Origin of the sequence: Roseovarius sp. MMSF_3298, from assembly GCF_030733705.1 — a bacterium.
GTDB classification, from domain to species: domain Bacteria; phylum Pseudomonadota; class Alphaproteobacteria; order Rhodobacterales; family Rhodobacteraceae; genus Roseovarius; species Roseovarius confluentis.
Window position 1 is genome coordinate 54,903 of record NZ_JASHIN010000007.1, and the last position, 19,671, is coordinate 74,573.

20 protein-coding genes and 2 pseudogenes are annotated in these 19,671 nt (G+C 57.7%); 16 read left to right on the forward strand and 6 right to left on the reverse strand.

Going from position 1 to position 19,671, the window contains the following annotated elements; genetic code table 11:
* Window positions 1–154 precede the first annotated feature (154 nt).
* Together RBB18_RS08360 and RBB18_RS08365 are read right to left on the reverse strand one after the other, a co-directional pair.
* Window positions 155–1,123, reverse strand: coding sequence for an ABC transporter substrate-binding protein (locus RBB18_RS08360; protein ID WP_103763659.1), 969 nt, complete (start codon window positions 1,121–1,123; stop codon window positions 155–157).
* Window positions 1,124–1,508: 385 nt separating this feature from the next.
* Window positions 1,509–1,835: a DMT family transporter gene (locus tag RBB18_RS08365; protein ID WP_306121245.1), complete on the reverse strand. Its 327-nt coding sequence runs from the start codon at window positions 1,833–1,835 to the stop codon at window positions 1,509–1,511.
* Between RBB18_RS08365 and RBB18_RS08370 the strand changes: the two are divergent.
* Window positions 1,803–2,306, forward strand: a pseudogene (locus RBB18_RS08370) (IS3 family transposase); the annotation flags it as partial. The gene RBB18_RS08365 and the pseudogene RBB18_RS08370 overlap by 33 nt on opposite strands.
* A 254-nt stretch (window positions 2,307–2,560) precedes the next feature.
* On the opposite strand, the gene RBB18_RS08375 reads toward RBB18_RS08370, so the two are convergent.
* The 3 genes from RBB18_RS08375 to RBB18_RS08385 all read right to left on the reverse strand — a co-directional run bounded on the left by RBB18_RS08375 (window position 2,561) and on the right by RBB18_RS08385 (window position 4,460).
* Window positions 2,561–2,851, reverse strand: a complete 291-nt coding sequence (locus RBB18_RS08375) for a HigA family addiction module antitoxin (protein WP_274593586.1) — start codon at window positions 2,849–2,851, stop codon at window positions 2,561–2,563.
* A 12-nt stretch (window positions 2,852–2,863) separates the two neighbouring features.
* Entirely contained in the window at window positions 2,864–3,145 is a 282-nt protein-coding gene (locus tag RBB18_RS08380) for a type II toxin-antitoxin system RelE/ParE family toxin (protein ID WP_306110852.1), read from the reverse strand.
* Between the two features lie 319 nt (window positions 3,146–3,464).
* The gene (locus tag RBB18_RS08385) at window positions 3,465–4,460 is read right to left on the reverse strand and encodes a response regulator transcription factor (protein WP_306121243.1); all 996 of its coding nucleotides are present in this window, start codon (window positions 4,458–4,460) and stop codon (window positions 3,465–3,467) included.
* A gap of 704 nt (window positions 4,461–5,164) precedes the next feature.
* Here RBB18_RS08385 and RBB18_RS08390 point away from each other — a divergent pair.
* A pseudogene (locus tag RBB18_RS08390) lies at window positions 5,165–5,308 on the forward strand (transposase); the annotation flags it as partial.
* A 233-nt stretch (window positions 5,309–5,541) separates the two neighbouring features.
* Here the strand turns inward: RBB18_RS08390 and RBB18_RS08395 are convergent.
* Window positions 5,542–6,429: a LysR substrate-binding domain-containing protein gene (locus RBB18_RS08395; RefSeq protein ID WP_245890389.1), complete on the reverse strand. Its 888-nt coding sequence runs from the start codon at window positions 6,427–6,429 to the stop codon at window positions 5,542–5,544.
* 116 nt (window positions 6,430–6,545) lie between these two features.
* Between RBB18_RS08395 and RBB18_RS08400 the strand changes: the two genes are divergently transcribed.
* The 14 genes from RBB18_RS08400 to RBB18_RS08465 all read left to right on the forward strand — a co-directional run bounded on the left by RBB18_RS08400 (window position 6,546) and on the right by RBB18_RS08465 (window position 19,426).
* On the forward strand, window positions 6,546–7,250 hold the full coding sequence (locus tag RBB18_RS08400; protein ID WP_103761796.1) for an SDR family oxidoreductase: 705 nt from the start codon (window positions 6,546–6,548) through the stop codon (window positions 7,248–7,250).
* Window positions 7,240–7,488, forward strand: a complete 249-nt coding sequence (locus RBB18_RS08405) for a DUF6552 family protein (protein ID WP_103761795.1) — start codon at window positions 7,240–7,242, stop codon at window positions 7,486–7,488. Before RBB18_RS08400 ends, RBB18_RS08405 begins: the two co-directional genes overlap by 11 nt.
* 800 nt (window positions 7,489–8,288) lie before the next feature.
* Window positions 8,289–9,476: a site-specific integrase gene (locus tag RBB18_RS08410; RefSeq protein WP_306110854.1), complete on the forward strand. Its 1,188-nt coding sequence runs from the start codon at window positions 8,289–8,291 to the stop codon at window positions 9,474–9,476.
* Window positions 9,477–9,546: 70 nt separating this feature from the next.
* Window positions 9,547–9,747 carry an AlpA family transcriptional regulator gene (locus tag RBB18_RS08415; RefSeq protein WP_306110926.1) on the forward strand — a complete coding sequence of 67 codons (201 nt, stop codon included), beginning with the start codon at window positions 9,547–9,549 and terminating at the stop codon, window positions 9,745–9,747.
* Window positions 9,740–10,303, forward strand: a complete 564-nt coding sequence (locus RBB18_RS08420) for a hypothetical protein (RefSeq protein WP_306110855.1) — start codon at window positions 9,740–9,742, stop codon at window positions 10,301–10,303. Before RBB18_RS08415 ends, RBB18_RS08420 begins: the two co-directional genes overlap by 8 nt.
* 89 nt (window positions 10,304–10,392) lie before the next feature.
* On the forward strand, window positions 10,393–10,572 hold the full coding sequence (locus tag RBB18_RS08425; RefSeq protein WP_306110856.1) for an AlpA family transcriptional regulator: 180 nt from the start codon (window positions 10,393–10,395) through the stop codon (window positions 10,570–10,572).
* Between the two features lie 103 nt (window positions 10,573–10,675).
* The gene (locus RBB18_RS08430) at window positions 10,676–11,062 is read left to right on the forward strand and encodes a hypothetical protein (protein ID WP_306110857.1); all 387 of its coding nucleotides are present in this window, start codon (window positions 10,676–10,678) and stop codon (window positions 11,060–11,062) included.
* Window positions 11,059–11,328, forward strand: coding sequence for a hypothetical protein (locus tag RBB18_RS08435; protein WP_306110858.1), 270 nt, complete (start codon window positions 11,059–11,061; stop codon window positions 11,326–11,328). Before RBB18_RS08430 ends, RBB18_RS08435 begins: the two co-directional genes overlap by 4 nt.
* Entirely contained in the window at window positions 11,325–13,856 is a 2,532-nt protein-coding gene (locus RBB18_RS08440) for a phage/plasmid primase, P4 family (protein ID WP_306110859.1), read from the forward strand. Before RBB18_RS08435 ends, RBB18_RS08440 begins: the two co-directional genes overlap by 4 nt.
* 152 nt (window positions 13,857–14,008) lie before the next feature.
* Window positions 14,009–14,455, forward strand: coding sequence for a hypothetical protein (locus RBB18_RS08445; RefSeq protein WP_306110860.1), 447 nt, complete (start codon window positions 14,009–14,011; stop codon window positions 14,453–14,455).
* A complete protein-coding gene (locus RBB18_RS08450; RefSeq protein WP_306110861.1) occupies window positions 14,452–14,688 on the forward strand; it encodes a hypothetical protein in 237 nt (78 codons plus the stop codon). Before RBB18_RS08445 ends, RBB18_RS08450 begins: the two co-directional genes overlap by 4 nt.
* Before the next feature lie 255 nt (window positions 14,689–14,943).
* Window positions 14,944–16,560 (forward strand): hypothetical protein, encoded by a 1,617-nt coding sequence (locus RBB18_RS08455; protein WP_306110862.1) that lies wholly within the window; start codon window positions 14,944–14,946, stop codon window positions 16,558–16,560.
* Window positions 16,557–19,133 (forward strand): hypothetical protein, encoded by a 2,577-nt coding sequence (locus RBB18_RS08460; RefSeq protein ID WP_306110863.1) that lies wholly within the window; start codon window positions 16,557–16,559, stop codon window positions 19,131–19,133. Before RBB18_RS08455 ends, RBB18_RS08460 begins: the two co-directional genes overlap by 4 nt.
* A gap of 2 nt (window positions 19,134–19,135) precedes the next feature.
* Window positions 19,136–19,426: a hypothetical protein gene (locus tag RBB18_RS08465; RefSeq protein ID WP_306110864.1), complete on the forward strand. Its 291-nt coding sequence runs from the start codon at window positions 19,136–19,138 to the stop codon at window positions 19,424–19,426.
* Window positions 19,427–19,671: the final 245 nt, after the last annotated feature.

Below are 19,671 nucleotides of genomic sequence, written 5' to 3' on the forward strand. Positions count from 1 at the left end.
GGGGCGAACCTTGAAGACGCCCGGCCTTTAGCAACCTTCGCATGTTATTGTGGCACAACTGCCCCGGACGCTCAGGGCGGTGCAGCTATGTTGGAAAAGACAAATTCCGGCGGGAAGCTGTGCCCTTCCCGCCGGAACCATCACGCGTCCGCGCTTACTGCTCGAGCAGTTCGGACAGGTTCCCGCGTGCCTCTTCGTTCAGCCACTCGCTCCAAGTGTCCTGGTTGTTTTGCAGGTAGTAGACCGCAGCCTCTTCGGTTGAGGCGTTGTTCTCGTCCTGCCAGGCAAGGAGTTGGCTCATCTCGGATGTCTCGAACGACACCTTGCTGAAGAACTCCGCCAGCTCGGGGTTGTTGTCGTTAAAGTCCTTGGTGACGACCGTCAGGATCGGCGCCGTCGGAAACTCCGAGGGCTGCGGATCCGGATTATCCGGGTTCTGGTTGGCGGAATGCGCTTCCTCGTCATACTCGCCCAGCTCCACGCGGGTCATGTCGAACTTGCCCAGCGGCGTTGTCGGACCCCAGTAGTAGCCGAACCACGGTTCTTCGCTTTCATAGGCCGAGGCCATCGAGGTCGCGAGGGTTTCGCCCGAACCGTGGTTGAACACCTCGATGCCGTTGCCTTCGAGATCGAAAGCACGGGCCAGGTTATCGCTGACCGTGCGGCACCCCCAACCATCGGGGCAGTTGTTGAACATGCCGCCAACGAGGTCGGGGTTTTCGAGCACACCCTCAATGGTGGTCAGTTCAGGATGCTCTTCGGCAAGGTAGGTCGGGATCCACCAACCTTCGACGCCGCCGGGGTTCAGGACGCTGGTCAGCTCGACAATGCGCCCGTTTTCCTTGAGTTTGTCATAGGCGTCGCCGGCCGAGTTCGGCCACATCTCGGGCACGACATCGGGTTCGTTATTCTCCGAAAGCGAGGTGACGGCCGGTGTGGTGTCCGACGGAACAACGGTTACGTCGCAGGAATAGCCCTGTGTCAGCAGGAAGTCCGAGACCGCGACGACGATCTGCGCCGAGGCCCAGTTCATTTCAGCGATCGAGACCTCCCCGCAATCCTGTGCGGCTGCAGCCACGGGCGTGGCTACGGCGAACGCGGTTCCCAGCAAAAATCGTTTCATTCTGACATCTCCTTAGTTTTTTCTTCGCGAGCTTCGCCGTCAGGGCGTTGACCGCCAACGGGACGCCACCACGCAAAAAGGTCGGGTCTGCGGAAACCGATTGGTGGCCGCATTCCAGATGGCGCGTGTGGCAAGCGATGGCCGGAACGAAACAGGTTTGCGTATGGAGTGCAACCCGATCACCAAACCTCTGCGAATTGGGTCATGCGTGACGTCAGGGAAAGCTTACAGACCAAGCTTTATACCGCACACTCAGCACCAATTTACCCCCGAGACTTCAACCGCGCGTTCAGACAAATCGGGCATTCTTCACAGAAGCGCGGACCCGCAGTTTCCCGTGCATGGATGACGAGCGGTCGGGTTTTGTCGATCGCATCAGAAGTCTCTACGGCGACGTGATCGGTGGCAGCTTCCGACGCTTGCCCGAGATCGCATTGCCGGCAATCGCCAATAGCAGCACGGTACCGCCGATCAGCGTATTGATGCTCGCCGTCTCGCCGAGAAACAACCAGACCCAACCCGGCCCTAGCAGCACCTCGGTCAACGAAAGCAAGGCCAATTCCGCGGCCGGAAGGCTATGAGATCCAAGCGTGTACAGGATCAGGCCCGCCCCGACCTGGAACCGCCCCATCCCCATGGCGACCCCGCCATCGGTCAGGGTCGGAACAAGCTTCTGCCCCCCGATCAGGTCTGGGTAACCGACATCACCCATATCAAGACCCACGAGGGTTGGCTGTATCTGTGTGTCCTCATCGACCTGTTCTCGCGCCGCGTGGTCGGCTGGTCTGCGCAATCCCGAATGACCAAGGACCTGGCTTTGCAAGCTTTGCTGATGGCTGTTTGGCGACGAAAGCCCGCTGGGCAGGTCATGGTGCATTCCGATCAGGGCTCCCAGTTCACCAGCCGGGAGTGGCAGACGTTTCTGCACCAGCATAACCTCGAACCCGGCATGAGTAGACGAGGCAACTGCCACGACAACGCAGTGGCCGAAAGCTTCTTCCAATTGCTAAAGCGAGAGCGGATCAGGCGTCGGACCTACCCGACCCGCGACGCCGCCAGGCAGGACGTGTTCGAATACATTGAGCTGTTCTACAACCCGAAGCGCAAACATACGAATAACGGCATGCTGTCGCCCGTTGACTATGAGATCAGACAGCAGAAACTGAACAAGGCAGCTGTCTAGGAAACTAGGGGCATCTCAAACTGACCTTGGAATAATAGCTTAAAGCTTTTGCTCGTGGCAGGGTGTTAAGCTACTTCTGGTGGCAATTCACAGACTGTTTTGTGGTGATCCTTACCATTTACGCGCAGGCAGCTTGAACTCCCCTTCCGGGGAGTTGTCGATGACGCCAGCGACAGATTATTAGCCAGCGTTGAGGTCATCAAGGCTGGCGCACAGCGCATTACAATCGATGTAATGGCAGAGGCGCAGCAAGTTTAAGCCGCTTCCAACGGTTGGATGTTGGAGACGTCTATTTCACTACGAGCTCTAATCAGTTCATAGTTCTTTTGCATATTTACCCAATACTCTGGGGTCGTACCAAAGAACTTCGCCAGGCGAAAAGCCGTATCAACGCTGAGAGCAACTTCACCCTTGCATACGCGTTCAATACGAGTGCGAGGCACTCCAAGTTTCTTGGCGAGGGCAGGAGCGCTCATATTCAGCGGCTCCAGATAAAGCTCATTAAGCACGTCGCCGGGATGGACCGGCACTTGCAGCATGGTCATAGTCGGCTCCTTTCAGTGGTAATCAACTATCTCAACGTCAGCAGGACCAAGCTCGGCCCAGGTGAAACAGATGCGCCACTGGTCGTTTATGCGAACGGAGTACTGACCAGCGCGGTCACCCTTTAGCTCTTCGAGGTGATTACCCGGTGGGAACCGGAGATCCTCAAGAACCGAAGCAGCATCCATCGCGGCGAGCATAGCAATCGTTCGCTTTACAAGGTTGGCAGGGCATCCTTTGCCGTATTTCCCGGCAACGGCCCTATCCGCCAATTTGCCCTTGGTGCTCTGAATCATTGCGTAGTATGTATCATGACATGATACAGTGTCAATGGGTCGAAGTGAGTAAATGTAAGTACGAAACCTTCACTTTTGGGTAAGGGTGTCGCTTCGAATCCGAGATTTTTTTGGCTTCTGTCCCCATTACTCCTCAATTCGATAACGCTTTGCGTTGAAATTAGTAACGGAAATGTTGAGCGGGCATTTTCAATAAATCCGATACCGCTCCAAGTACTTTCAATACTAGCATCCAGCTTCGAGCGACCTTTGCCGGCATGTCAAACCGATTGCCGTCTCAGGCAGGAACATTCTTTTCCGACTGGGCGAATAGCCCCGGTCAGCGTGATACGATGTCCTTATCGTCCCAGAAGTTTTCGAGGTCTTTTGCGTAACGTCGGCTTTCTTTCTCGGCACTTTGATGCGCGGCTGACAGGGCATCTATTGCGCTGTCGCCACTTTTCCAAACCAAGCGTATGACATCGCCAGCAGACACTTTGACAGACATCGGCCTGCCGTCATTGAAATAGAGTCCTAGGGTGTGAATGGCTATATTCACCTTATCGGCCAGAGCTTCTGAATCCGGCTGCCATCCGTCCTCAACAATGCATACAAAAGTGCCGTTCCCAGCATACGATATTAAATGTGGATGTTCGCTGAGACCCAATGTGATGGCCTCGGCCACATCCGCCACGAGACATTCGTATTCGAAGCGCGAGGTTTGTCGGAACAGGCCTTCTATGTCGCGAATGCTGAACGCAAACACAGCTGAACCGAACAGCTTCTTGCGTGCCATTAAGGAAATGTAATTCTCAAGGGCCAGGTAATCGATCATCCCGTTTATATCGCGCACATGGAACGGTTCGTGCAGTGCCAGCGGCGCGTCGGTTTCGCTCGCACCTGTGTTGCTCAAATCTGGCTGTTGGTTTTGCTTCTTTCGACTGAAGACAATCTCTTCTATCAGTTTGATACGCCCGAGCAGATCATCGATGTCGATTGGTTTGGTGATGTAGTCAGTGGCCCCAGCCGAAAAAGCTCGGTCGATGTACGACTTGTCCGACATTGCCGTCAGCATAAGGATTGGCGTCTTCTTGTGATCATGCCGACTTCGCAGGATCTTGCAAAGCTCAATACCGTCTGTTCCGGGCATCTGAATATCCACCAGGAAGCAGTCAATTGGCTCAGCGTCGGGCTGCGCTAGCACGTCAAGTGCATCAACTGCGCATTCTGCAGCGGTTACCGTGTGTTCTCCATTGAACTGCACCAACAGTTCGATGAGCTGGAGGATTGCCGGTTCGTCATCTACAGCCAGAAGGTGCATTTTCTCGTCCCACAAGCAGAAACTTTTTTCACAGCGCGCGGTCGAATGCATTTTACGTGCATCACGCCATCTCCAAACAACTATAAGGCGAAGTGGATAAAATTGCGACGGCTGGTTGGAAAGAAAGCAGCAAAAACTTCTGCCCGGACCTTATTCAGGATTGCCAGTGCTCTAGATTTTCTGCCTTCACATCTGAAGACGTGGCTCTGTCGCTGCAAACAAGGATTAATTCGCGCACTCCGCCAAGCATGCATTCGCACCCTCGATCCGGCCCGTGCTGTATCCAGCGTCTATTGCGGATAACGACGGCAATCTACCGCGAGGCGTGACATGCGATTGGAGCAAAGTTCGAAGACTTACATTGCAGTTCGTTTTTCGAAACGGGTTGTTTCGCAGAAAACCCTGAACGGCCAATTTCGGACACAATCGCGCCACATTTAACGCACGGACAGAACGCAATGATGTCTATCAGTAACGAGTGTTTAAAACTGATTTCTATGATGAAAGCGGCGACCGTCTGTGATTGGCGGTTGCCGCATTTTTCATTTTCTGGAGACTGTTTATGCCGAAATAATGGCTAACTCATCGCTCTATTCCAGCGCTTTCAAAGCCACGCCTGGCCCTGTGGCCACCTGACCGTCATCGAGGAATTGGATGCCCTGAGGTCGCCCTAGGTTTCTAGACGCTTTGCCCTCTTACTTTGAAGCAAGGAGGCCGACATGGGGACAAGCAATTACAGCGACGAGTTTAAGAGGGATGCGGTGCATCAGATCACGGTGCGGGGCTAACCGGTTCGTGAGGTTTCCAGGCGTTTGGGCATCAGTACTCATTCTCTGTGCAAATGGATGAAGCTGTTCGGGGAGTGTCACACGGTTCTAACAGGCTATTGCCCTCGCAGAAATCAGAGGGGCAGTTTCAAGGTCTCGGGTGTCAGCTGTGCGGATCTTCCCGCCGTTCGCTGTATACGCAAGAGACTGCTTCTCGCACATGAAGCATCTGGCGGAGAGGGGCGGGAAGCCGTCGTTCGCTGCACATGACGTCAATGTACGTTAAGTGGACAAAGTTGCCTTAGCTGCGGCGAACCACGGCGACTCACTTAGGCGCTTTCGATAGTCATGCCGAGAAACCAGTCGCGGACGATCAATGACGCATCAGACGGATTTTGTCGCGGCGTCAGCAGGTAGAAGTCCAGTCCACCTTCGAGAGCACAGTCGAGCGGTTGCACAAGGTGCCCAACCTTCAGGTCTCGCTGAACGAGGAAACGGCTTGCCAGCGCAATACCCTGCCCAGCCAGCGCCGCGTCGATAGTGAGTGTTGTCTGGTTAAACCGAAGTGCGCGCGACAGCTCAACTTCACCCCCAAAGGCGGCTTCGATGAATTTCGGCCAAAGATCGTGCGAGTCGTGCAGCAGCGTCATGCGCGACAAAGCCGCCGCGTCGAGCGGTAGATCCTGACGGGCGATCAGGTTGGGCGAGCAGACTGCAATCACCTCCTGCGGGAAGAGTAGATCGGCGCGCAGGCTCGCCCCGAAGGGCGGCCGTCCCTGCCGCACCGCGAGGTCGATCCCGTCGGCATGGAAGCTCGCGACGCGCTCGGTGGCGGTAATGCGCAGGTCGATCCCGGGATGGGCTTCGGTGAGCTCCGCGAGCCGCGGGATGAGCCACTTCGACGCAAAGGTGGGGGTCACACTGATCGTCGCTCGCGACGGTGCCGACCGGAGTGCCACGGTTGCCTCCGAGAGCTGTAGGAAAGCCCGCGAAACCGCCGCGTGGTAAGCGCGCCCCTCCTCGGTGAAAGCCAGACCACGGGACACCCGCAGGAACAGGCGAAGGCCGAGATGTTCCTCGAGTCCGCGGACTTGCTGGGCTACCGCCCCTTGGGTCACGCCCAGATCATCGGCCGCCGCGCGGAAGCTCAGATGTCTGCCCGCCGCTGCGAATGCCCGGAGGCCGTTAAGGGGCGGCAAGCCGTTTTCCTTCGACACGATAGATTTCCTACACTCACGAAATAGCCCATCTGGCTGGTCATAGTATCCCATACCACTTACTTGATGGAAAACAGAAACAACCGGATTCTCCGGCCACTAAGGAGCATAGGACCATGACGATAGAAAAAGTAGCGCTCATCACAGCAGGCGGTAGCGGTATGGGAGCTGCTGCTGCGAAACGCCTGGCCTCCAACGGCTTCAAGGTCGGTGTTCTATCTTCTTCCGGCAAAGGAGAGGCGCTCGCCGAAAATCTCGGCGGCTTCGGCGTCACCGGATCGAACCAGTCGGTCGAGGATCTCACACGCCTCGTTGACGGCGCGGTTGACCGGTGGGGCCGCATCGATGTCCTGGTGAACTCAGCCGGGCATGGACCCAAGGGAGATATCATCGAGATCACCGACGAAGAGTGGCATGCGGGGCTTGATGTTTACCTTCTGAACGTGATCCGTCCCACCCGCCTCGTCACGCCGATCATGGCGGCACGAGGCGGTGGCGCGATCATCAACATTTCGACCTTCGCAGCCTTCGAGCCCGACGCGCTCTTTCCAACTTCGGGCATCTTCCGCGCCGGCCTCGCCAGTTTCGCCAAACTATACGCCGACAAGTATGCCGCACAGAACATCCGCATGAACAATGTTCTGCCTGGCTTCATCGACAGCCTGCCAGAGACCGAGGACCGCCGCGCACGTATCCCGATGGGACGCTACGGCAAAGAAGAAGAGATTTCCTCACTCATCGGCTGGCTCGCTTCGGAAGGCGGCAGCTATGTCACCGGGCAGAACTGGCGGATCGACGGAGGGCTGACCCGTGGCGTCTGAGGCAACAAATATCATCCAGCGCGGCCAAACGGCGTTCATCGTGAAGTGGATCGCCTCGGTCATCCAGATCCTGGGCTACGCGGGAACCGCTTTCGGCTGGACGCCCTGGAACCTCTACCTGTTCCTCATCGGCGTTCTGGGCTGGCTGATTGTCGGCGTGATATGGAACGACAAAGCGATCATGTTGATCCACTTTGTTGCTCTTGGCTCCATGCTGGCGGGGATGGCGAGTCAATGACGCAAAAGGGTTCGAAGCCGCCGTTCGCTACTACTTGCATGGATGGCCGCTGTGGGCCGTCCTTGTCGATGCGGACCTCGCTGCGCGCGCGACGTGGACAAGACACGCCCGGGTCAGTTTGGGCTTGAAGCGGACGAACGCGTTCTTGATAATCGCGACCTACCTGATCGCGATTATCAACACATCCCGTACGGGTCTTGGTTGACTCGAACGCCAGCTCTTTTAAGCCGCCTCAGAGCATCTTCGGCTGCTGTGTATCTGTGTCCTGAGTATGAGAAGCAGGTGATTCCTCATCTCCGCCGGGTTTCTTTCCAGTGGCGGTTCTTGTTGTCTGTTTAGCTTCACTTGGGGAGCGGCGTCGGATCTCCGGTACCAATTCGGTGGGTTTGCCGACCTCGGTCTGAGCTGGCATGCCGCAAGGCTTACCGACCTTGAGCGAGATATCAAATCGGCGTTTTCTCTACAGGACAATTCTCGGATATGGCCGTCCCTTAACTGCAATGGCGGGTGGGTTCCCTTTCCCGTGCCAGCAAGAGGCTGCCGGAAACCAACTTGCGTGGCGATTTGTGGGGCAGTTTTCGGTCGCGATTCGCTCAGAACCCAAGAAAACCAGAAAAATAAGGATTTCGGGGTTGACGAATGGTGCCCAGGAGAGGCATTGAAACCCTATATCATGTAGTGCCAACCCGTGTCATACATCACAGTTTTCCAATAAATTTGGTAGTTTAGTTGTTTCATGCTGTTTCATGCTGTCGCGTTATATACTATATATAGAGGTGGATTAAGAGGGGGACAGTGATTTGCCCGCGCAACACAAGCTATCAGCCGCCAAGGTCAAGAACGCGAAACCCGGCAAGTATTCCGATGGCGCCGGTCTATGGCTCCACAAGCGTGAAGACGGCGGGGCTCAGTGGGTTCTTCGTGTCACTGTCCATGGCAGGCGCAGGGAAATGGGGCTCGGTGCCCTGAGCGATGTCAGCCTGAAAGAAGCTCGCGATACTGCCGAACGCTGGCGGGCCGTCGTTCGGGAGGGCAAGGATCCGATCAAGGAAAGGGAACGCCTGCGCCGCAATGCTATGCGCGACGACCACACTCTATCCTCAGTGGCTGTGGAGGCATTCGAAGCCAAGAAGGCCGAGTTGAAAGGCGACGGCAAGGCAGGCCGGTGGTTCACTCCCCTCGAATTGCACGTCTTGCCGAAGATTGGAAAAGTCCCGGTCGAGGATATCGACCAGCGTGACATCAAGAACACCCTGGCACCTATCTGGCACACGAAGTCAGACACCGCGAGAAAGGCTCTAAACCGGCTGAATATCACCTTGAAGCATGCTGCTGCCATGGGACTCGATGTGGATGTTCAGGCAACGGAAAAGGCTAAGGCGCTTCTGGGCAAGTCCAGACACGAAGCACGCAATATCCCCGCGCTGCTGTGGCAGGAAGTGCCGAGCTTCTATGAAAGCCTTTCGGATGGAACGGTCACGCACCTGGCGCTTAGGCTTCTAATCCTGACAGCTCTACGGTCCAAGCCGATCCGCTTCTGCCGCCTAGATGAGATTGAAGACGACGTGTGGACCGTTCCCGCCGAAAACATGAAGTCGCAGAAAGGCTATGAGCAGGAATTCCGGGTGCCGCTGTCTAAGGAGGCTTTGGCCGTCATCGAGCAGGCCCAGCCGCTGGCGCGGGACGGCTACCTGTTCCCAAGTGTTCGTAGGGGCGTTCTCTCCGACGCGACGATGAGTGCATTGATGAAGCGGCGAGGCATGGACGCCCGCCCGCATGGCTTCCGATCCAGCTTCAGAACCTGGTGCGCAGAGGCAACGAGTACGCCGGAAAACATTGCCGAGGTGGCTTTGGCGCACGTGACCGGAACGAAAGTTGCCCGTGCCTATCGCCGCACGGATTTTCTCGATCAGCGCCGTGTATTGATGGCCCGCTGGGCGGATCATGTCACCGGGAAGAACGCGAGCGAGGTGCTTCGACTTGCTTAATCTGGAAAATTTAACTGGGCTTAAACTATTAGATTGTAACCTTTTTTCATTTGGAAAGAGGAAACATTTAATGACCGATAGAATACTGAGATGCATAGAAGTTCAGCAGGCCATAGGGCTTAGCAGATCCACGATATACCGCATGATCGAGCGCGGTGATTTCCCGCGACCCCAGAAGCTTGGCCTGCGCGCCATCGGCTGGCGGGATAGTGCCGTGGAAAACTGGATGTATAAGCAACCAACTCAGCTAAAGGGGCGAACCAGTGACTAGCAACAAAGAAAAATATCTTACTAAGCTTTCCGCCAGGGCTCGCCAGTATGCAGATAGAGTCGCCAATTCAGAAATCTCCGCACAGTACGCAAGCCTTGATATTCTTTCCACTGTATTCCTCGCAATTGAGGAGGGCCTGGATAACACGGAAATTACGGCGTGCTACCCTGTGGCATCATGGCGAAACGATACAGTTGAAGTGCCACGGGCCTTACTACGGCCTATCGTTGAGGGGTGGATGGAGTACCAAACCGGGAGCAAAAAGCTTGGAGAAGCATTCAACATTGAAGGTGGTGGACAAGGCAAGCGGGCCACAAGAAATACCGAGAAAACACAAAACCGGAACCGTTGGCTTTCATACAACGTAGTGCTCTTAATGGCTTTGGCTGAATACGAAGGTCAACCAATTAGCCAAGATGCTGCTTTCCAAACAGTAGTTGAGGAACAGGGCGAAGAGTATGAAACGGTTCGAAAGGCCTTTCAAAAGTACGGGTCCAAAACCTTGCAGGCCGCACTTAAGCTAGCTAGGGAAAAACGTCGCGACATTTCTACCTAAGTAATTGTTATTAAGCCAAATTAAAGTGGGGCATAGTTGGGCCAGAAGGGACGCCATTGCGGTGTTCCAGCAAGTAAGAGGCCCTAACGATGAAATATCTCAGCTTCAGCGAACTCCGCCAGAAACTCGGCGGTCGAGGACGGTCAACGGTCTACAGGGACATTGAAGCAGGACGCCTGCCGAAACCCCTCAAGCTAGGTGGACGGTTGTACTGGGTAGAGCGTCAGGTTGATGAGGCCCTGACCAGCCAACTGCAGGAAGCCGCATAAACGAAACCCCCACCCAAAAGGTTCGGGCAGGGGCAGTATTCGTTTGTGCAGCAACAGAAACGTACCGCATCCGGCCTGTTCCTTCAAGAAGAAGGTAACGAGCATGTATAAGAAAACAGACACTAAACCGCCCCAAAACACCCAGTGGATCATTTCGAGGCTTGATCTACCGCGCCGCCGAGGCGGGGCGCGCTACGAGGTGCAATACGCGGACGGTGAGCGTGAAACCATCACCTTGAGCAACCGCAAGAGGCAGGTTCTGGATGCGCTGATACGCAACCCGATTTACTGCGCCAGCCCGGTTCGCCTGTCCGATATCGTTCTGCTTCTGCGGAATGAAAACGGGATCAGCATCGAAACCGAGTTCTTCCAGGAAAATGATGGGATCGAGAACACACGCTTCGGCATCTACGTCCTTGTAGACCAGGTGCGATACCTGGGCGAAGTCAGCACGGTCGCCAGTCCCGCTGCGGAAAGCGTGGCGGCATGACCGAGTGTTCGCGAAAACCCGAGGGTGACCTTCGGGGGTACGTGGAGGTCCGCGAAGGTTGGGGCAAGGAAATCGCCCCATACCGCTACCTGACGGTCTACTACGTCTATGACTGGTCCCGCCACCGGGACAGCGCGGCAATTGTCGGTAGCTTCGACACGCGCCCCAAAGCCATCGAGTTTGCCAGAGATTGGGCCGAAGCCCATGAACGGGATCTCGCGACGGCAGAGGTTATCCCTCTTCGTCGGGAAAGCGGGGCTGCATGATGAATTCCACCGCAGCCGTAATCGAAATGCAGGGCTACGCCGAGGGGGTGGTAGCAAGGGAGTTTTGCACCGGGTTCGGTCAAAGCGACACGCACGCCGAAATCCTGAGCGATGGGCGGCGCAACCCCCACAAGTCTGCTGGTCAGGCCTACGGCTCAGTAACTGGCAAGGAAATCGTGCGTTTGGTCGAGGCACCTGCCAGCGTGGCGAAGGACCAAGCGCAGTGGTTCATCCCGTCCAACTATTGCCAGACGGATGCACGTTCTCATGAGGCACAGCGGGACCGAGGCTGCTTCTGGTGGCTGACGCTCGACATTGACGAGAACAACCTAGACCTGACCGACGTCGTATCGGCCATCAAGGGTGTTGTCGGCAACGCCCGCAGGGTGGTCTACAGCAGCAAATCCGCGACACCCAAAAATAAGAAGTGGCGGGCATTGCTGCCTTTGTCAGAGCCTATATTTGGGAAGGACTTCTCGGATACGCAACGCGCTTTCTTCGACCTCCTGGAAGAAGCAAGTGACGGCTCGTTGATACCGGATCGGGGTTTGGAACGTCCCGGACAGCTCGTCTACCTGCCGAACCGTGGTGAGCACTACCAGTTCGATATCTGCAGGGAAGCAAGGCTTGCCCTGGATGCCGAGCACCCGATCATTCAACGCCGCGAGGCAAACCGCAGGGCGTTGGCAGAAGCCGAGGCGGAAGCTCAGGCCGAGAGGGACCGTAGAGCCGCTCAGAGAGGCGTACAGGCTTCGGGAGGTGATGTCAGCCCCGTTGACCACTTCAACGGCGCTCACACGGTCGAGCAGCTTCTGGGACACTATGGCTACAAGCACCTCCCAGGCACCGACGACTGGCAAAGCCCGATGCAGTCGAGCGGGAGCCATGCAACCCGGTGCTACGGGGATTACTGGGTCAGTCTCTCAGGCAGCGATGCAGCGGCAGATATCGGGCGCGGCACGCAGAGCGGTTACAGAACAGGCGACGCCTTTGACCTGTTCGTTCACTTCGAGCATGGCGGAGACTTTACCGAAGCCGTGCGCGCCTACGCGAAGAGTGAAAACCTTGGTCGCGCCCCCGGTGCCCCGACCGGATGGGATTTCGGCAGTAAACCGGCTAACACACCGCAGCCAGAATGTGGTGCCGAAACAGGCGACTTTGACCTGAGCCACGACGCGCTTGCGACGGACCTTGGTAGCCAGGATTTCGACCAGAACGGCAGATACGTCGCCATATGGAGCAAGTGGCTGTTCTGGAGTGGTTCGCGATGGGAGACCGACGACAAGTTGGGCCACCTCACCCGCACGCGCGCCTTTCTTCGGGATCGTGCCAGTGACCTTGTAGAGGCCTCAGAGCACAAGGCTGCAAAGCTAGATCAGGACAAGGGCGAAGGTGAAGGCGACAAGCTGCGCCGCTGGGCCAAAGAGCAGGCCCGCGCCCTCCGCAGTAAAGTCACTGTTGCGGCGGTAGAGAGCCTTGCTAGGTCGAATCCGGCGAGTGTGGCGGGGGCGGAAGACTTCGACGCCGACAGGATGCTTCTGGGCACTCCTGGCGGTACGGTTGACCTGCGCACCGGTCAGCTTCGCGATGCACTGCGCGCGGACAACATCACCAAACTCACGGCATGCGCTCCTGCTCCAACAGGCGAACGCCCCGAATTGTGGCTTCGCTTTCTCAATGACGTCTTCGCAGGCGACCAGGAGGTTATCTCCTTCATGCAGCGCGCGGCAGGATACGCCCTGACCGGCCAAACGACCGAGCATAAGCTGCTGTTCCTTTACGGCACGGGCCGGAACGGCAAGTCGGTCTTCCTGAACACGCTGTTTGACCTCTGGGGCGATTATGCGCGCCGAGCGGCGGCAGAAACCTTCCTCAACAGCGCGGTAGAAAAGCATTCCACCGGGCTTGCAGGGCTTCAAGGCGCACGCTTGGTGGCGGGGTCGGAGCTACCGGTAGGAAAGACCTGGGACGAGTCGGTTATCAAAGACCTGACCGGCGGCGACCGGATGACCGCACGCTTCATGCGCGGCGACTTCTTCGACTTTGACCCGCAACTGACCCTGATGATTGCAGGAAACAACCAGCCATCGTTCCGGGGGGTCGATGAGGCGATCCGGGCGCGCGTGGTCCTGGTCCCGTTCACAGTCACTATCCCAGCCGAAAAGCGGGATCCTGACCTTGCCGACAAGCTCCGGGTAGAAGGTTCGAAGATCCTTCGCTGGGCCATCGACGGCGCTGTCGAGTGGCAGAAGCGCGGTCTGGATGTACCAGTCAGCGTGGCTGCTGCCTCAACCGAATACATGGATGACGAGGACACGTTGGGACAATTCCTGTCCGACGAAACCGTCTCAACGCCTGACGGCTTCGTCACGACCGGCGAATTGCACCAACGGTTCACCTTCTGGTGCGAACGCCAGGGGCTTCACCCCTGGACGCAGAACACCATGCGTAAGGAATTGAAATCACGCGGCTTTCAGCACTCGCGGCGCAAATACGGACGTGGGTTCGAGGGGGTGAAACTTGCTTAGGGTGACGGAGGTGACGGTTTGGCCCTTATCCACCGTATCCGCGCGTGCGCGCACACACATACGCGCGCGCATACGGTCGATATGTAGCAAAGTGTCACCCCCGTCACCCTGCCCGTCTGCCGCCCCCACGGTGGCAAGAAAGGGGGTGCGTGATGACACGTAAAACCGACCGTAACAGCGGGGCGAATACGGACGGTCGCAACCCCGACGGCACCTTTGCCCCCGGCAATCCCGGAAAGCAGCGAGGCGCGCGCCACAAGGCAACCCGTGCGGTCGAGGATCTTCTGAACGGAGAGGCCGAGGGTCTGACCCGCAAGGCGGTGGAGCTGGCCCTCGAAGGCGACACGACCGCCCTGCGCCTCTGCATGGAGCGCATAGCGCCCGCGAGGAAGGACACGCCGGTCAACTTCGACCTCCCGCCCATGAAATCCGCACAGGACGCCTCACAGGCCGCTCAGGCGGTCCTACAGGCCGTCTCCGAGGGTCAGCTAACCCCGCTGGAAGGCGCAAGCGTCATGGCGCTGGTGGAGGGCTACCGGAAGGCACTGGAAACGACCGAACTCGAACAACGGATAACTGCATTGGAGGCAGCAAAATGAGCAGGATCAAGCATCGTATCAAAGCGCTGGAAGGCAGTGCCCTATGGGGTAACCGACAGCGAATAACTTTCATTGCCACCGGCGTGCCGCGAGGCAGTGACGATGGCAAAGGGATGAACATCGCTATCCGAGGCGATGGCGTCACTGAATGCCGTCAGAGCAACGAGAGTGAACAAGCTTTTATCAAACGAGTGGAAGAGGCCGCGTTGGCGCCGAAAGGTGGTGTTCAATGACTACCCTGCGAAAGCGCGTTGATGGGCTGGAAGCACGAATGCCCTCGGAGCCGGAGACGCTTTTCATCGAGCGCATAATTGTGACGCCGGGCGCTCAGGCTGAGCGAGTGCATTCGTTGTGGGGCGATGGTGTGCTTGTCGTCCGCGACAGCGACGAGAACGAAAGCCAATTCAGAGCCAGATTCATGGAAGCACATCGCCCTGTCGCCGAGGCAAGGCGCACACCCAACAATTCTAGACAGGAGGAATTCTGAAATGATCCGCTACAGCAACCAAGGGGCCATTCGCAACCAGCCCCTTTCGGAACAAATGATGGGGGCGCTTTCCTTTCTGCCTGAATTGGGCGTGGAAATGGAAGTGTTCTCAGGCGGGCAGTCCGCAAAGGGGTCAGGCGGGCCGCGCACCGGATCAACGCGGCATGACCACGGCAACGCGGCTGACGTGTTTTTCTACAAGGATGGTCGCAGGCTCGACTGGGCTGATCCGAACGATCAACCGATTTTCTCGGAGATTGTGCGCCGGGGTAAAGCGGCGGGCCTCACAGGCTTCGGTGCGGGTCAGAACTACATGCAGCCCGGCTCTATGCACATCGGCTTCGGAACCCCGGCAGTGTGGGGCGCAGGCGGCAAGGGGGCCAATGCGCCGGGGTGGCTGCGGCAGGCGTACCACGGAACAGCAGGCCCGCAACCAAGCAATGCAACAGGTGGCATAATGAACCAGACGATCAGCACACGCGGTCAAGCATCGCAACAGAGCGCACAGAGCCGCCCACAGGGCCTTCTAGGCATGTTGGGCGGGGGTAACGACCGACCAGACCGCAGCGAGGCCCTGGACCGCATTGCAATGGGTCTCATGAGCATGTCAGCCTATCCCACGGCAGGTATGCGGGCGCAGATGGGCGCTATCCAGGATCGGGCGCAGGATCGGCGGGATACCAAGCGGGACGCAACACAACGGAACAAGACGGCGGATTGGTTGGAAAGTCAGGGCATGGGGCCACTTGCGGAGGGCGTGCGTGCGGGCGCTATCACCGCGCCTCAGGCATTCAGCTATGCGCGGCAACAGCCGGAGCGAGATAAGGGCGTTGAAATCAACGGTCGCCTCGTAAACCCGTATACCGGCGAAGTCATGGGCGACTACTCGGGCGGCGGATCGGCAGCCGAAGAAACGATTGGCCGCATCATGGAGGTGAGGAATCCTCAGACAGGTCAGCCCTTCTCCCGCCAGGAGGCCATTCAGATTGCTGACCTGTACACCGTCAGCCGGCACCCGCAGACCGGCGAGGCCCAGTTGATCAACAAGGCTACAGGTAGGCCTGTCGGCGCAGCAGAGCAGCCAGAAACGAGTGATGATGTCACGGTCCCTGCACTAGAGCCTAAATCGCCTCAGAACGTTGGAGACGTACCTTCAGCGTTGGGCGCTCAGGGTATCGGCAAGACCTTCGTGAACCGGGTTGGCGATTTCTTCGGCGCAGGCCTGGCGTTTCCGGAAGCGGAGGAGGCCCGCAGCGAACTGAATAATCTATCGACCCAGACAATGCTCACCCTTTCGGGGGAATGGTCTGGCAGGCCCTCGAACCTGACACGAGAAAGGATCGAGGCGCTCACGGTCAAACCGAATGAATTCTTCACCGGGAAAGACAGTGCGCTGATCAAGCTGCAAGACATGCGGGATCTGATCGGTGAAGCCATGATTTCTGCCGACCGTGTGGAACGCGGTCAGTTCTCCCCCACGCAGAAGACCGAAGCTCGTCAAAAGCAGCGCGCACTAGGCCAGCTCTATAGAGCCTATTCCGCGATAATTTCCAACCTCGAAGGCGGTTCTGGTTCAGGAACAACCTCGGGCGGCATCAAGTGGAGCATCGAACAATGACAAATCAAGTCACACTTAACATCGAAGGGCGCAAGGTGAAGGTCGATAAGGCCTTCCTGGGCCTGTCACCGGAAGAACAGCAGGCAACCGTCGAAGAAATCGCGGGCAACCTTTCCATAAACCGGCGCGAAGATGGGTTCATGGGTCAGCTTAACCAAGGTATCGCCGAAAGCGTCGGTGGCTTGGTGGACTTCATCAATCCCTTTGACACGCCTGCTGTTGCAAACGCCGTGGGACTCGATTTCAGCACAGGATCGGCAACCTCTGGAATTGAGAATGTAATGGATGCAACCGGGGTTCGCCGTGCTCAAAACGATCCTGAGACGCTCTGGCAAAGCGTGGGCCGGGGTGCCGGATCTGCCGCAGGTTCTGCTGTACCGGCGGGGGCAACCGCGCGTGCACTAAGCGGAGCCGGGGGCTTGCTTGGCAGTGTCGCGGACGACGCTGCTCAAACGCTTAACACTGTCCGGGGCACGGTTTCGGAACTCATGGCCGGGGGTGCTGCAAGGGCTGCTGAGAACGCTGCTGAAAGGGCGGGAGCGCCCGAGTGGGCGCAGAACACCGCTGCGATTGCAGGCGGGGTTGGCGTCGGAGCTCTGCCCTACGTGGCTTCAAAGACGCCCAGTGCCATCGGAGCGCGCAAACTTGGCGGTGCCCTCAAAAGTGCAATGATGCCCTATACCGAACAGGGCGCAAGGGAAGTGGCACGGCGGCGGGTTCAGGAACTTGCAGGCGGGCCGGAGAGGGCCGCAGAACTGGCTCGTGGCATCCAGGCCGGATCCGAAATCAACCTGACACCGGCACAACGCACACAAGATCCGAACATGCTGGCCCTGGAGCAAACTGCAGCCCGGCAGAACCCCCTGCTGCGCGAACGCCTCGAAGAACGCATGAGCGGAAGTGTTCAGAGTGCTGAGGGCGGCATCCAGGACATGGGCGGCGATGTCACCGCAGCGCAGAGCTTCTTCCAGAAGCGCCGAGCGGATGCCCGCGCGGAGATTCAAGGGCACGTGGATCGTGCAACGGAAGGTGCCTTGCGACCTGAAGCGCGCAACCCGGAAAGCCTGAACAGCCAACGTGTCGCGGAACGGATCCGACAGGCCGAGACGCAAGCCGACATAGAAGAGGCAAGGCTGTGGGAGGCTGTTCCCAAGGGCGCACAGGTCGGCACGGTTACGGCAAGGCGAGTTTCCAATGAACTTATCCAATCCACGCCTCGGGCCCAGCAGGATGACATCCCCGCGAAAGTCAGGGAGCTTCTTGGAGAGGGAAGCAACGCGCCTTTCGGTGAGTTCGAAACCGTTTCGGAAATGCATGGTCTGTACTCGGAACTTCGCCGGGTCGCACGGTCTGCGATGGCCGGAACGGATCAGAACCGCAACAAGGCAAGGATTGCGAATAGTGTTGCAGATGCCATCTTGGACGACCTCGGGGCCAATGCTGGTCAGACCCGTATCGGTCAGGCAATTGACGCCGCGCGCGCCTACAGCGCCGCGAAGCATGAAATCTTTGATCAAGGCACTGTTGGCAAGCTGCTCAAGCGCACCTTGGACGGCGATGAACAGATTGACCCACGCATGACCCTTGAACGCTCGGTCGGTCGAGGCGGCACGGCAGGCAGCGTTGCACTGGACGACCTTGGGCGAGCATCGAGCACCAGCGACACTCAAAGCGCGATTGAGGATTTCCTTCGCGGTCGGTTTGACCGCACGGCCTTCAAGGCTGACGGGTCTTTCAACGATACGGCAGCGCGGAACTTCCTGCGGGACAACGCCGAAACACTTGAGCAAATGCCCGCGCTGCGGGATACTCTTGCCCAGGCTGTGCAAAGCCAGGCGCGGGCCTCTGCAACATCAACGCGCGCAACTCGCGTGTTCAAGGACATGGACAATCCGAACAAGTCCGCATCCGCTGCCTTTGCCCAGGCCGCACCGGAGAACGCAGTTGACCAGGTATTCAAGTCGAAAAGGCCCTCGCTATCGGCGCGACAACTCGCAGCCACGGCCCGCAAGGACAAGAGCGGGGCGGCTGTGGACGGCCTTAAAGGCGCTTTTGGCGATTATCTGATCCGTCGCAGCATGACCTCAGGCGGCTTGTCCGGCGACAGGATGCGGGACTTTCTGCAAACGCCAGAATACCGATCAGCCCTTAAGGCCGCATTCGAGCCGCGCGAAATCAGGCGAATGGATATAATCGCTGCGGAACTCAGAAAGCTTGAGAGGGCCCGGAAGGCGGCTCCCGATATCGGTGCATTGTCAAATCGGTCGCCAAATCGGATCATCGAGATTGCTGCCCGAATTATCGCGGCGCGGCAGGGCGCTCAGGCTGGCGGCTCCGGTGGCGGATCGATCCAGACGGCGCAAATGGCGTCCGGGCGGGTCAAGGCGTTGCTGGGGAACCTGCAGAATGACAAGGCCGAGCAATTGCTAATGGATGCAGTAGAAGATCCGGAATTGTTCCGGCTGCTCCTGGTTGATCCGGGGAGTGTTCGTTTGAAACCACGGGAACTGAACAGGTTGGCTCCCTATTTTACCGGCGGGGTTTCGGGATCCGCCGAAGAACGGGAGCAGTAGCGTTGTACTCCGACGATGAAATCCCCAGCCTTCTTGCCATGGAAGATGAGCGCGTTTCGCTTGAACTCGCCCTCTTTCATTATGTCACCACGCCTCCAATCACCAATGATGCAGAGCATGCACTGTACACGGCGCAATTGACTGAAATGCTGGAGCGCCGGGACGTCAATGCGAGCCCCGAGGCGGAGGCAATGGTTTGGGCAGTGATGGACCGGATTATGGATTACGACCTTCAGGAGCGGAGTTCTGCGGATGATCCGTTTGCCCCAAAACACGAGGAAGAAACGACTTGAGCATTATTTCGAAGCGTGTCTCCCGACTGACGTGTCCATCGTGTACGCCACAGACGACCTGTCCAAGACGCTGAGAAGCGTGGGTGAGCAGCTGAGGCGTATTGGCGCGGGTCACTGGTAACAGCTAGCGATAATCAGATAGGCTTCTGACTTTTCGTGAAACTTTTTGCCGGTCGATCCGTGAGTGAGGATCGGGGGCGTCGAAATGGCGTGGAAAGAGATGCTTGCGATTATTGCTGCTCTTG